Annotated in this window: 13 protein-coding genes and 1 pseudogene; 9 read left to right on the top strand and 5 right to left on the bottom strand. The window is 45.0% G+C overall.

What is annotated here, in order from left to right; translation table 11 throughout:
- Window positions 1-142: 142 nt before the first annotated feature.
- Complete coding sequence (locus M1K58_RS05880; RefSeq protein WP_256757723.1) at window positions 143-1,141, bottom strand: phosphotransferase; 999 nt, start codon at window positions 1,139-1,141, stop codon at window positions 143-145.
- Complete coding sequence (locus M1K58_RS05875; protein ID WP_256757722.1) at window positions 1,138-2,268, bottom strand: glycosyltransferase family 4 protein; 1,131 nt, start codon at window positions 2,266-2,268, stop codon at window positions 1,138-1,140. The genes M1K58_RS05880 and M1K58_RS05875 overlap by 4 nt, the downstream gene beginning before the upstream one ends.
- A 256-nt stretch (window positions 2,269-2,524) precedes the next feature.
- On the opposite strand from M1K58_RS05875, the gene M1K58_RS29625 reads away from it, so the two are divergent.
- The 4 genes and pseudogenes from M1K58_RS29625 to M1K58_RS05860 all read left to right on the top strand — a co-directional run bounded on the left by M1K58_RS29625 (window position 2,525) and on the right by M1K58_RS05860 (window position 4,724).
- On the top strand, window positions 2,525-2,758 hold the full coding sequence (locus M1K58_RS29625) for a DUF6199 family natural product biosynthesis protein (RefSeq protein WP_372339104.1): 234 nt from the start codon (window positions 2,525-2,527) through the stop codon (window positions 2,756-2,758).
- Between the two features lie 52 nt (window positions 2,759-2,810).
- Window positions 2,811-3,251, top strand: a complete 441-nt coding sequence (locus tag M1K58_RS05870) for a hypothetical protein (RefSeq protein WP_256757721.1) — start codon at window positions 2,811-2,813, stop codon at window positions 3,249-3,251.
- A gap of 4 nt (window positions 3,252-3,255) precedes the next feature.
- Window positions 3,256-3,560, top strand: a pseudogene (locus tag M1K58_RS05865) (sensor histidine kinase); the annotation flags it as partial.
- A gap of 201 nt (window positions 3,561-3,761) precedes the next feature.
- Window positions 3,762-4,724, top strand: a complete 963-nt coding sequence (locus M1K58_RS05860; RefSeq protein ID WP_372339131.1) for an alpha/beta hydrolase — start codon at window positions 3,762-3,764, stop codon at window positions 4,722-4,724.
- Window positions 4,725-4,789: 65 nt separating this feature from the next.
- Here the strand turns inward: M1K58_RS05860 and M1K58_RS05855 are convergent, their stop codons facing one another.
- A complete protein-coding gene (locus M1K58_RS05855; RefSeq protein ID WP_256757719.1) occupies window positions 4,790-5,713 on the bottom strand; it encodes an aldo/keto reductase in 924 nt (307 codons plus the stop codon).
- A gap of 154 nt (window positions 5,714-5,867) precedes the next feature.
- Here M1K58_RS05855 and M1K58_RS05850 point away from each other — a divergent pair, with 154 nt between their 5' ends.
- Window positions 5,868-6,710 (top strand): helix-turn-helix transcriptional regulator, encoded by an 843-nt coding sequence (locus M1K58_RS05850; protein WP_256757717.1) that lies wholly within the window; start codon window positions 5,868-5,870, stop codon window positions 6,708-6,710.
- Between the two features lie 166 nt (window positions 6,711-6,876).
- Complete coding sequence (locus M1K58_RS05845; protein ID WP_256757716.1) at window positions 6,877-7,533, top strand: CatB-related O-acetyltransferase; 657 nt, start codon at window positions 6,877-6,879, stop codon at window positions 7,531-7,533.
- 148 nt (window positions 7,534-7,681) lie between these two features.
- Here M1K58_RS05845 and M1K58_RS05840 read toward each other — a convergent pair whose 3' ends face one another.
- Complete coding sequence (locus tag M1K58_RS05840; RefSeq protein WP_256757715.1) at window positions 7,682-7,819, bottom strand: hypothetical protein; 138 nt, start codon at window positions 7,817-7,819, stop codon at window positions 7,682-7,684.
- Between the two features lie 273 nt (window positions 7,820-8,092).
- Here M1K58_RS05840 and M1K58_RS05835 point away from each other — a divergent pair, with 273 nt between their 5' ends.
- The 3 genes from M1K58_RS05835 to M1K58_RS05825 all read left to right on the top strand — a co-directional run bounded on the left by M1K58_RS05835 (window position 8,093) and on the right by M1K58_RS05825 (window position 11,480).
- Window positions 8,093-8,344 (top strand): hypothetical protein, encoded by a 252-nt coding sequence (locus tag M1K58_RS05835; RefSeq protein ID WP_256757714.1) that lies wholly within the window; start codon window positions 8,093-8,095, stop codon window positions 8,342-8,344.
- Between the two features lie 210 nt (window positions 8,345-8,554).
- The gene (locus M1K58_RS05830) at window positions 8,555-10,279 is read left to right on the top strand and encodes a pyrroloquinoline quinone-dependent dehydrogenase (RefSeq protein WP_256757713.1); all 1,725 of its coding nucleotides are present in this window, start codon (window positions 8,555-8,557) and stop codon (window positions 10,277-10,279) included.
- A gap of 76 nt (window positions 10,280-10,355) precedes the next feature.
- Window positions 10,356-11,480, top strand: a complete 1,125-nt coding sequence (locus tag M1K58_RS05825) for a carboxypeptidase-like regulatory domain-containing protein (protein ID WP_372339103.1) — start codon at window positions 10,356-10,358, stop codon at window positions 11,478-11,480.
- Here the strand turns inward: M1K58_RS05825 and M1K58_RS05820 are convergent, their stop codons facing one another.
- Complete coding sequence (locus tag M1K58_RS05820) at window positions 11,481-12,416, bottom strand: dipeptidase (RefSeq protein WP_256757712.1); 936 nt, start codon at window positions 12,414-12,416, stop codon at window positions 11,481-11,483.
- Window positions 12,417-12,418: the final 2 nt, after the last annotated feature.

Here is a 12,418-nt window from a genome sequence, read left to right as displayed (position 1 = left end):
GGGAATAGGAGGAGGTTAGGTGGGGCTTGGCTAACCGCATAAATGTAAGGTAAGCTTTAACTTAATACAACAAAGAAACTTTCCTTGTTAATGGAAAGTTTCTTTGTTGTAACGGAATCTCATGTACAAGCAATATCGAATATTAAGAGCTATGTCTTGAAGCATATTTATGGAGTTGCTGGAGGAACGAGCCGATTCTCCTTTCAGACGCAAGAGCCCATTGCAACCAACTTTTGTTTAATGGAAATCGATCGGATGATGAGAGAACCAAGCAAGTCGTCTGCGGGAATCTTAACCAGACTTGAATAAGATCATAATCTGTTTTACGAATCTTAGCGACCTGACGATAACCATTTAGAATCGCTTTAGCAATTGCAAAATCCCAATGATAATCTTTACAAGAATTGAAAATAACTCTATACAAATCGTAGGCGCGCAAATCTACGCAAAGCGTTTCAAAGTCGATGAGATGAGTGCCTTCGGCATTTAGAATAAAATTACTCGGACCTCCATCGCCGTGCGTGAGTACTCCGGTTTGGAGTGCTCTGTTGCAATACGAGCGATACCCACTGTTTCGCAGCAACGCTCTCGCTTGGTTCGAATAATGTAACACTTCCAAGCCGTGCTGCTGTAAAAAACGGCTAATCGGTGGACTGTAACCATTCCTTTTCGCCTTTGCGATTTTTCTTTGGAGGTCCCGATGCCGATTAATGAACGTAGAGTGCCATGTTCCGATCATGCTATTTGCAAATTTACCCTTCAGCGCGGCACGTCCGGCAACATGAAAGCGTGCCAATGCCACACCACAAGATCGCATATCGCTTAGAGAACGGGGGGAAGGGATTCTCCCCGAAATCCATCGTGTAAGTACATATGGATCGCCTTTATTCGAAAAAACATACGGCTTTCGTCCTTCAGATGTTTGTGGATTACGCCAAGCAAGGCGTGGACCGCTGTTTCGGACACGAAGAAGCACTCGGTCGATCCATCGTAAACGCGATAGCCGCTTCGACATTCGTTTCAAGCTGTATGATTTTCCTTTGGACGTGTTGACCCGATAAATCCCATTCCGAATTTTTATAATTCCGCGTACCTTTATCCCAAACCGTTCTGCGATGCTGACAATCGCTTCTTCGCTCAAATAGACTTCACCTTCCGCAGTTGCTTAAAGAGTGATTTATATCTTCGTGCGATCACAGGCCATTTGTAACGAGCTGCAGTTATACGTGCGTTAGTCACCCTTAACTTCGTTTTCGTTGGGCTCCTCCAAAGTGCAGTAATTGCATTCGCGATAGAAGAGCTATCAACGGAAGAAATGACTTGGGTATTCCGAGTGTTTGCGAATTCTCTTAAACCACCCGATAATGTGGACACAAGCGGTACGCCATTTGCCATCGCTTCTAGTGCGACTAGGCAGAAAGATTCTTTTTTGCTGGGGACAACGACAGCACCATAGGAAGCGTACATCCGCTGTACAGCAGCGTTCGGGCTCTTTTTAACCCAGTGAATACGCTTTGAAATGCCCAATTGTCTCGAGAGGGTGCGTAAACGATTCTCATAACGTGCTTTGCCACTTCCGACGATGGTTAAACTTACATTTTTATTTTTGTGTGATAACAAAGCAATGGCTTTTATTAAAGGGGTAATCCCTTTCGAAGAAATAAGTCTTCCAATGTAGAGCAATTTGTCAGGTGAACCTTTAGGTTGCATAGACAAGGATTTTACGCCATGCGGAATGATGGATATTATTCTATGTTTACCAGGGTATAACAGCTTGATTTCACCTGCCTGCCACTTACTCGGAACGACTATCCGTCTTGAGGCGCGAATAAGTTTGGCTTGGTTTTTCCCTGAAACCGAAGTGATCCCTTTTGAAACCATAGAATGGCAAGTATATACGATAGGGACTTTGTATAAGCTTCCGGCCGCCAAAGCAACGGCAGAGAAATCCGTACTATGCACATGAATGAGGTCCGGTTTACCGGAGCTTAGGGTTGCAGCTGCCCGCAGAACGTTACTCGATTTGAACGCTCGTGCGGAATGATTGTAGTGACGAGAATCTTTAGGAAGCCTAACAATTCGTGGCCTATCGCCCGATTTGGAATATGTGATTTTGTCAGAGTCACTAGCACATACGACGATTACTTCTACCCCAGAGTTGCTCAGCGCTTTAGTTAATTGAGTTGCGACAATCCCGAGTCCGCCGTTAATAATCGGATGAAATTCATTAGTAAGAACCCATACTTTTAATTTCTTCCGACTTTTCATTATGCCCTCCTCTTAGTCCAAAACTAAACGGACACCATGATAATATTCAAGCATTTATGGCTCATGATTTGTTTCATATTATGTATTTAAGCGCCTGATTGTACATATCTATGAACGGAAATATTTTCAACAACAAATCTCAAAACGGTTTGGATTTGAAGAGCAAATCTGGGCTTATCCTATTTGGACGCAGGGTCCCGCAACCCAGAATATCCCAAAGCGTATAATCTACAAACATGATAATGGGGGGAGCAAAATGGGAGTGCCGCCGGAATTGAATGTTTTATCCTGGATTATTTTTATATTCCTGTGTTTATGGACTGGAATTGCAATATTTGCAACGATAAATCCTTATTTTATCTGGAAGATAACTGAAGGTTGGAAAGCTAGGAGAGAACCGCCAAGGTCTTATTTCATTATAAGAAGGATAGTATCGGGCATTTTCGCCCTTGTTGGACTATCCTTGTTATTGCTACCCCATCTATTGTAAGGGTAACGAAATTGAGCGTCACTAATTGCGAATGAAGAAGGGAGTGGAAAAAATGAAGGTTATAACGACTTTATGTGTGTTCCTTTTGTTGGTTATGGGATGTCAAAGAAAGGAGCACATTCCTGTTATAAAGGAAGTGTCGTCCGACTTTTTTACACTTCGAGTCAAAGTAGAAAAAGTAGAAAAAGCAAAAATCAAAATCCACACGGAATTGGTGTATACAGGTGATCGTTCCATTCAGATCATCCATATGGACCCTTTGATCGGGGCAGTTGTTGGAGAACGTTCCAATCGGCCAGATATTGTTCGCAGCTTTGTCGGTATCCAAAGGACATTAAGTAATAATGAAGCATATAGCTACGAAAAGGACAGAATTATGGACATTAGATCCGATGATAAAGTACTATATGCGGAGGCGATTTTCTCGATCGAAGGTGAAAGTGTAGAGAAAAAGAAAATACTAGATTTAGAAATCAATTTAGATGAGCTTTAATGGTAATAGCATCAAATTTTCCAGGATGGTGGCATTATTAACGTCAGCATCAAACAAGATCTCAAAAACGTGACAGTCCGAATAGCAGACACTGGCATTGGTATTTCCTTAGAGGATCAGAAGCGTATATTCGAGCTGTTCTTTAAGACCGATCGTTCCCACAGTCGTAAGTATGACGGGAGTGGTATGGGACTCGCCATCGTTAAACAGATTGTATCGCTACATCAAGGTGACATTCGAGTGGAAAGCGAACCCGGCCAAGGAACGACCTTCATTGTCACCTTACCAATCACAACGCCGATAGTGTAATATTAGTACTTCCATGCTACGGCATCATGTGCAAGCTTCTTTGCATGTGAGGCTGTAGCTTTTTTTGTTCGTTCATATTCCGTTCATATTGTCGTCACAGGGAGTACATCTTAGTCGTATAAGCTTTTCTTAGCGGTCCGATAAGGCATCGGAATAAACAGATGAGGACAGGAGCAGATACTAATGGAACAAAGCGGGGTAATGAAAATGAGGATGAGCAAGAGAATGAAAAAAACGCTTATCGTTATACTTAAAGCAATATTAGTGATCGTTATATTAATTGGACTTTTTCTAGCCGTAGTTTTTATAGTTAATAGGATCAGTAACAAATCGGAGCAAGGTAAAATAGAACCCTATGGTCAGTCTGTGCTTGTAGACGGTAAAAATATGAATGTTCTGATTCAAGGACAAGGCGAAGAAACAGTCGTGCTCCTACCTGGTTATGGAACAGCAGCCCCAGCACTTGATTTCAAGCCACTAGTAGATGAGCTATCTCCATTTTACAAAGTCGTCGTGATTGAGCCTTTTGGCTATGGATTAAGTGATGGAACCGAAAAGGAACGAAGCACAGAGAATATTGTAAGTGAAGTTCATGAAGCTTTACAAAGTCTAAAAATTGAAAAATATATACTAATGGGTCACTCCATTGCTGGGATCTACGGACTAGATTATGTGAATAAATATGAGAACGAAGTGAGTGCATTTGTCGGGATCGATAGCAGTGTTCCAACGCAAGGCGGTATGGATGAAGAATTACCCATAGAAACGTTCAAACTACTCAAAAAATCAGGATTAGTCAGACTGCAAATGAAACTAAGTGCTGACCCCTATGCTGGACTGCCTTTTGATGATTATACAAAAGAACAAATGAGAATGCTTACTCTCAAAAACATGCTTAATCCCAGCACCTTGAATGAAATGAAAAATTTTAATCCTAATTTTAAGGCAGCTCAAAAATTAACATTTCCCAAAAATCTTCCCCTTATTATCTTTATCGAAGCGAATAATACAGACGTAGAAGGATGGGTACCCCTGCATGAAGCGCAAGTCAAAAATTCTACGCATGGAAAAGTAATTCAATTTGAAGGTGGACATTATTTGCACCATACTAAATCGAAAGAAATTGTTGAAAGCTTCAGAGGTTTTATGGAAGAAATAAAATAAGTGTTTCGTATAGAGAAGGACGGTAAAAATCATTAGACTACTTGATGACTTTTACCGTCCTTTGTTTATTCCATTAGATCCAGCCAGCGAGTTTCTGATCTGGTCAACGATACGCCAAGCGCATGTGCGCTGGAGTGAAGCTCTTCGACCGTAACCGGACCAATCAACGCACAGATGGGAAAAGGCTGATTAAGCACATAGGCCAAAGCAATATCATTAGTGGTTACACCTCTCGTTTGAGCGAGAGCTTCCGCTCTGCGGAATCTCTCCCAGTTTGCATCGTTGTAGTAAACGCGGATCAACTCCGGATCACCACTGTCGGGGGTATAACGACCGGTAAAAAAGCCTCCTGCTTGAGAAGACCAGGACATCAGCGGTAATTGCGTTCGTTCATGCCAAGCAAGTTCATCGGAATATACAGACACGCATCCAGCCCATCGAGGTTCATTTGGCTTTGCTAAACTCAGGTTGGGGCTGTTGCAGAGCAGACCATGCAGTTGATGTGCCGCAGTATATTCATTAGCTTCTTGGATACGTGACACCGACCAATTGGATACGCCAAGCGCTCTGCAACGCCCAGCTTCGAGTTGAGCGTTCATAGATTCCATGATGTAACCTACCGACTTGTCCAGATCATCTCTATGCAGCATGAAAATATCTACATAATCCGTCTGCATCCGCTCGAACGTTTCATACAGATCTTGTTCCATATATTCGACAGTCATTCGGGATTCAGAATTGGGATGAGCTCCTTTGCCGATGATGATGACATCCGACCTGTTATTTCTTTCCCGTATCCAATGACCGACTGCTCTAGAGCTGCTTGCTCCGTATACATGCGCTGTATCGATACAGTTCCCGCCAATCGCCGTAAAGGCATCCATTAATCCAGCAGAGTAGTCCATATCCTCCTCACGCAGCATCATTGAGCCGAGCACGAGTTGCGAGCAGGATAGTCTATTCGTAATGGCAATTTGCTTCATTGTCATGTTCATTCTCCTCCTATTAAAATTCATGCTTTTTTTATTGGCCGAGCTCAATCTATTTGTATAATATTGTTATCATAATAGAATTTTATTGTTTCCACTATAACAATATATTAAGGTGAATATAACGATATTGTGATTTTAGGTGAGGGATGGAATGCATAAACATATTGCATTGTCGACGATAAGCTCCGATCAATTCATTTGTTTTCCGGAATCTGTTGGTTGCTATAACGATAATCCGCAGCACTCAGTTATAAGGGAAACAGGAGAATTTCCAAATTTTAATATTCATCTCGTCACGAGAGGGAAGGGCTACATCCAGATGGATGGAAAAGCTCATGAGATCAAGAAAGGGGAAGCTTTTCTTTACGTTCCGATGCAGTATCAACAATATTACTCGAGCCAGGATGATCCATGGGAAGTATATTTTTTACATTTCTATGGGGAGAAAATCAAAGAGTTTCTATTGGAAAAAGGGTTCTATCAAACGAACTTGTGGACGATGAATCATTGGGAGAGGCTGCAACAGTCGTTTCAATCTCTAATTCATGAAGCTGAGACCTATAAGCAATTGCATCAATCGTTGTTGTCTACACTCGCTTATGGGATTGTTGCAGAATTCATAACGCAAGCAGCGCCACTTACACCTAGGCGAGAGCAAAGCAGCACTGAAGTAATGTTAAACCTATTAACTGAAATTCAGGAGAAAGCATGCGAGCCATTCGAGCTTCAAGTATGGGCAGATAAAGCAAATGTGAGCATGTATTATTTCTGTAAACTTTTTCGTAAATTAACCCAGCAAACGCCGATGCAATTCATCACTTTGTGCCGCATACGTCAGTCGAAGCAGTTATTAATAGAGCACAGAACAACACCGATCGCACAAATTGCTAACAAATGCGGCTATCCGAGTGTAAGTTATTTTATTCAAAGGTTTAAGAAGCAAGAAGGAATGACCCCATTGGAATATAGGAAAAGGATAATGACAACGATCTGATTCGTATGATTTGACGAGCAAATGATTCGTTTGTTAAAATGTCCCCATCAAATAGGAAAAGGATGAAAACGATGGTTCGTCGTTTGAAACGGCTTAAGAATGTAGCTACTGCATTAAGCTTCTAAGTGAAAATACGAATTATTTAACTTAGAAGCGAGGGAAAAGAATGAAACAACATCAATTTAACCACTGGTCTGAAATTAAGTATCTAAAGGATATTGTCACCAACCCCATGATTGAAGTAGGGGATTACTCCTACTACTCTGGTTATTACGATAATCATGATTTTGAAGATGGGTGCGTTAGATACCTTTGGGGAGATGAAAAATCAAGAAAGTTATTTAACCCCATTAACGATTATGGTTGGCATCTAGATAAATTGGTTATAGGAAATTACGTGTGTATTGCTAGCGGTGTAATTATATTAATGGGTGGCAATCACAATCATCATCCTGAGTGGATTACCGTGTATCCGTTTGTGGATCAGATTGAAGCTTCTTACGAACCAAAAGGGGATACCATCATCGAAAGTGATTCGTGGATTGGCATGAATGCTATGATTATGCCCGGTGTGAAAATAGGTGAAAGCGCCATTGTTGCGGCAGGTTCTGTTGTTGTAAAAGATGTCCTTCCCTACACGATAGTAGGCGGAAACCCAGCTAAAGAGATAAAGAAGCGTTTTTCAGACAATGAAATCGAAAAGTTAAAGGAAATGCGCTGGTTCGATTGGGAACGTGAGACAATTGAACGAGCCAGTTCTATCTTCTCAAGTTCATCTGTTAATCAATTATATGACTTTTATCAAAGGGAAATAAAACGATAATCAACTCATTTAATAAAAACGACTTGAATGCACGGTTGAGTAGATTTCCACCATTGGATTATTTGCTAACACTTTTTACAAATACGTGTTCGGCAAGGAGTAAGGGCAAACTTAATGAAGTCCGCGTATACCGCGGGCTTTTTTTTGGTTATTGAAGTCTATATGTCAGCCCTCCAATATAGAATTCGCGCAAGCGAAAATCGATGAATTGCAATTGTACGATCGTATGCTTACGGACGAACAGGTTGCGAAGCTCTACTCGCTGCGGTAGGCGCAAGAACATCATGAATGAGCTACTTCCGGAACGCTCTATTTTTAAGGCATATTCGCTCTTGTCCACATCATACAATCGGTTTTAGAGGGAACCGAGGACCTTCGCGGGTAGCTTACTACAAGTTTGTCATCTAAGCGAGGAGCGCACTGAGACGTCAATTAGGCGCAAGCCTAAGGCTCGACGTATCTGTATTGACGTAGTTGGCTGGCGGCGCGGGAAACGAATGTTTCGCGCTCCTACGCCTCTTGATGCTGCGTATAAGCGAACCAACGGGAGGGTAAGCGTATGGCTAAAGTTAACTTTAAATCGTCGGTGAAGGGTGTAATTATGGGGGCCTCGATGACCGGCGGTTGGCTTCTGGGCGACCTGCTGCTTCCGGAGCCGTGGGGAGACGTCGTCTTATTCTCGGCAATGGCGGTAGTGAATATCGGGATCGGTTGGAAACTCGGAAAGATGTACGACCAGCAGGAAGCTAAGGAATCGGCCGTCAAAGTCTTCGACACCAAGAGCGTGGTCAATTCCGAATCCCAATCCTAGATAGAGGGCAGTTAGCCTTGAGGGTTTCATATGAACAGGTCAGCCGGATATTTTGGGTTGACCTTTTTTATTTTTAAAAGTTTAACGATAGCTAATCCGACTCTTGACTTAATTAACGCCAGTTTGGAAATACCATAATCAGCGGAGGTTGCATGAAATTGGATCTTCCATGAAACACGAAACTGCATTCACATTCTGGGGGTATCAACTGTGAAGAAAACGCACATCAAAATCAGCGCTGCGCTAGCTTTATTGCTGGCGATTAGTGCTTGTACCGGAAAAAACAACAATGTTTCGCCTTCGCCAACGTCAGGTCAGACCGCCACAGCATCGCCTTCCGCATCCGGAGTGACAGGCACCTCCTTTGAAAATTGGGGCTCCTACGGCTATTCGCTTGCCAACACTCGGCACGTTCCTTTCAAACAAATTTCTGCCGATAACGTCAAAGATCTTGGCGTCATTTGGTCTGCAGAACTAAAGGCCCTCGACCCGGATGTCAAAAACGGAAATCAGTCATATCCTGTCGTCGTAGATGGAGTCGCCTTCATTACAACAGCCGGCAATCAAGCGTTCGCATTCGATGCCGTGACCGGCAAAACAATCTGGCATTGGAAGCCATCGGCCGAGCAAGCCGCGACCTTCTCGAAAGCAGGGATCATCGCCAACCGTGGAGTAGCGGTTGGCGAAGGCAAAGTATTTATGCTGGCGGTCGATAATTCGCTCATCTCCTTGGATCAGAAAACTGGCCAGTTGGTTAAGATGATTAAGCTTTCGGAATATATCGACGGAGTTACGCTGGAGAACGGTTACTATGAGACAACTGCCCCCCAATATTACAAAGGGAACGTCTATATCGGCAGTAGCGGCGGAGATAACGGTATTCGCGGATTCGTAGCGGCGTTTAAGGCGAGCGATTTGACGCCGGCCTGGGATTCTCCGTTCTGGACCGTACCACCGAAAGGTCAGGATTGGCTGGCAAACAGCAAGTTCCAAGGAGGCGGAGCGGTTTGGAATCCTGTTGCGATCGATGAAGAAACCGATATCATGTACTTCGCTACAGGCAATCCGGCTCCGGACTTTTACGGAGATAATCGTCCGGGAGATAACCCGAATACCGACTCGGTCGTGGCCGTCAACGCAATGACCGGCAAGATCGTATGGGCTAAGCAGGAAGTCAGCCATGACTTGTGGGACTACGATGCCGGGGCTTCTCCGATGATTATCGATGCCACTGTGAAAGGAAAGAAGCAGAAGCTCGTCGTTCAAGGTGGCAAATCCGGCCTGTGGTTCGCATGGGATGCCGCTACTGGGGATGCGGTATGGGATGGCATTCCGTTTGCCAAAATCGATCATCCGAAACCGACGCCCGAAGGTGTGGTTGGCTATCCCGGAGTTCTAGGCGGGGAGAATTACGCGCCGGAAGCTTACGATCCCGTAACGAATTACGTATTGATTCCGGGCATTGAGCAGCCCTCTATCTTTAAAGCCGCGAAAAATGAAGAGGAGGCGGCTACCCCGAACTTCCCAGGGGCGGCGGCTTTCGGAACGGTGACCGCAGAAGTACCGGATGTTAAGGGATACGGTACCATTACCGCGATTAATGTGGATACAGGCAAACAAGCTTATCAGATCAAGACGACAGATCCTCAGCGCGGCGGTTTGACGAGCACGGCTTCTGGTTTAGCATTCTTCGGAGAGCTGGACGGCAAGCTTAACGCGCTGGATATCAAGACGGGCAAGGTCGTCTGGACTTTCCAGATGGCGGGGGATAACGTGCAGGCAGCTCCTTCGATTTTCACGGTCGATGGCAAACAATATATCATCGTCACCACTGGCGGGTCGAAGCCAAAAGTGCATTTATTCGGGCTTGGAGGAGATAAGACTCAAGGAACGGCAGGAGAAGCCAATTCGGGTGGAGCTCATTCTTCGCCATAAAAGAGATTCGATCCGGCGGTCAAGTCAGACGAGCATCGTCTTGTCTTGACCGCCGCATTATAAGGAGACCTCATACTTGAAAATAATGATCAAAGCGGTATTGTTCGTGCTGTTGGCCGTTACAACGACGTATTGGACAGCCTTTCGTCAAGAAGCTAACGCACAAACGGAAGTTCCTCGAGGCCAAATCGAGCTTGAACGGACGACGTTTACCGTCAAGACGTGGCAGAAGGACGGTTCGCACATGACCACGGTCAAAGGTAGGTTGATTTTTGGTGGACAGCCGGTCGAGAATGCCGAGCTTCAAACCGATACAAGCAGAAGAAGCATTCGAACCGGAGAGAATGGCACCTTCGAGCTGATTGTCGACCGTAGTCTACCGGTCTACGCGGCCATTCACGCTGTGTCGGTCCATGATGCTAAGATCGATGGCAAGCCGCTCGGGAAGAGAGAGGAGGGTCAGCTTCTCACAACCTCCTCTGCAATCAATGTCTACCATCCGATCGTAGTGACTAAGACGGAGCCTTCAGAAGCGGATGCGCGCATGGTCAAAGTGCATGCACGTATCTTAAGTGATAAGGGTGATGCGGTTTCCTTCTTCCAAGTCGACAAGTTCCGTATCGCAGGCACAGTGTCGGACGCCCACGGCAATCCAGTCAAAGATGCAATCGTGTGGATAGACCGAGACGAAGGCGAAGGATTCGCCAAATCCACGCCGACGAATCAGGATGGGAGATATGAGATGTATTACTGGCCGGAAGAAGAGGAGACGAACCTTACCGTTATCGTCGGCATGCGCCGATATTCGCTGCCGGCCAATAAAGTATTTATTCTTCCCCGGAATACGAGTGTAGAAATTCAGATCAGGCTGCCGAGGGAAGGTTCGGTTATCGACGATAAGCCTCCGACGCTCGTCTGCACAACCACGAAGGGAGCGACGTACGCCGGATTGTTGGCCGGACTCCATGTCCCGCTCGGTGTTGATTACTCCGTCACCATTCCTGACAGCAAAGGGCGGTTCGTGCTGACGGTGCCGAAGGACTTATGGATACAACGTCCACCTTTTTTCGAGACCCGACTGACGAAATTCGTGGGACAAGAGAAGATGCTGAAAGCCGGCGATGCTTTACCCATCGGCTTTGTACTGCCAGGCGATCATGATCCGAGGGTAATCGCTTCAGAGAACTTAGAAAACCCATAATTAATCCGGCAAATGCTCCATGTAGAAACGGAACCAGTTGCCGTAGACGAATAGCTCGACATCTTCCTCCCGGTAATGCTTCAGCATCAGGTTCACCAACCGATCGTATTTTCCAGCATGCTCCAGACCGACGATCCATTGCTGTATCCCATCAAAGTCGGAGCCTAGACCGATATGGCGCTTGCCACCTAAAGAGCATATGTGATCGATATGAAGCAAAATTTTATCCATTTCGACCGGTTCATCCATGCTCACGAACGGAGGGACGAAGGTGATCCCGATAACGCCTCCGGTATGAATGATGGAGCCGATTTGGGCATCCGTCAGATTTCTCAATCGGGGACTGATTGTACTTGCGTTGGAGTGAGAAGCAATGACGGGCTTGTGGGAATCTTCGATGAGCTCCCAGAAGCCTTTCTCGGAGAGATGGGAAACGTCCATAATCATGCCCAGACGGTTGCATTCCTTAATCAAGTCTTTCCCTCGTGCGGTAAAACCGCTATTTCGAGGTTCCAATACGCCGTCCGCAGCCCAATTGGCGTGGTTCCAGGTCAAGCCTATGCTCCGTACGCCAAGGTGGTACAAAATTCGAAGATAGGCTAGATTTCCGTTCAGCGAATCTACCCCTTCCAAGGACAGAAGCGCTCCGATCCGTCCTTCATTTGAGGCAAGACGCAAATCGTTTTTCGTGCGAATAAACCGCAATTGCGGCTCTTTGAGAATGCGTTCATGGAACAAATCAATGCTTTCCAACACATACTTAAATTCACCGGAACGTCGCTCCGGCAAATAAACGGCAAAATTTTGCACGCCGATGCCCGATTCAAGCATTCTCTCCAATGTAACGTCCAAACCTTCTTTTTCATTAGCAAAATCAAGTTTTGGATTGTCCAACAGCTTGCTGAGCACATCGCAGTGGGCGTCGAAAATTTTCAATA

Source organism: Cohnella sp. WQ 127256 (assembly GCF_024519285.1).
Lineage (GTDB): Bacteria > Bacillota > Bacilli > Paenibacillales > Paenibacillaceae > Cohnella.
Note: the sequence above shows the minus strand (reverse complement) of the source record. Positions and strands in the feature narration are given on the sequence as shown.

What these genes read in the sequence shown, in the direction of transcription:
- M1K58_RS05875 (WP_256757722.1), bottom strand. Translation starts at nt 2,268, where the DNA reads ATGAAAAGTCGGAAGAAATTAAAAGTATGGGTTCTTACTAATGAATTT.
- M1K58_RS29625 (WP_372339104.1), top strand. Translation starts at nt 2,525, where the DNA reads ATGGGAGTGCCGCCGGAATTGAATGTTTTATCCTGGATTATTTTTATA.
- M1K58_RS05870 (WP_256757721.1), top strand. Translation starts at nt 2,811, where the DNA reads ATGAAGGTTATAACGACTTTATGTGTGTTCCTTTTGTTGGTTATGGGA.
- M1K58_RS05860 (WP_372339131.1), top strand. Translation starts at nt 3,762, where the DNA reads ATGAAAATGAGGATGAGCAAGAGAATGAAAAAAACGCTTATCGTTATA.
- M1K58_RS05855 (WP_256757719.1), bottom strand. Translation starts at nt 5,713, where the DNA reads ATGACAATGAAGCAAATTGCCATTACGAATAGACTATCCTGCTCGCAA.
- M1K58_RS05850 (WP_256757717.1), top strand. Translation starts at nt 5,868, where the DNA reads ATGCATAAACATATTGCATTGTCGACGATAAGCTCCGATCAATTCATT.
- M1K58_RS05845 (WP_256757716.1), top strand. Translation starts at nt 6,877, where the DNA reads ATGAAACAACATCAATTTAACCACTGGTCTGAAATTAAGTATCTAAAG.
- M1K58_RS05840 (WP_256757715.1), bottom strand. Translation starts at nt 7,819, where the DNA reads ATGATGTTCTTGCGCCTACCGCAGCGAGTAGAGCTTCGCAACCTGTTC.
- M1K58_RS05835 (WP_256757714.1), top strand. Translation starts at nt 8,093, where the DNA reads ATGGCTAAAGTTAACTTTAAATCGTCGGTGAAGGGTGTAATTATGGGG.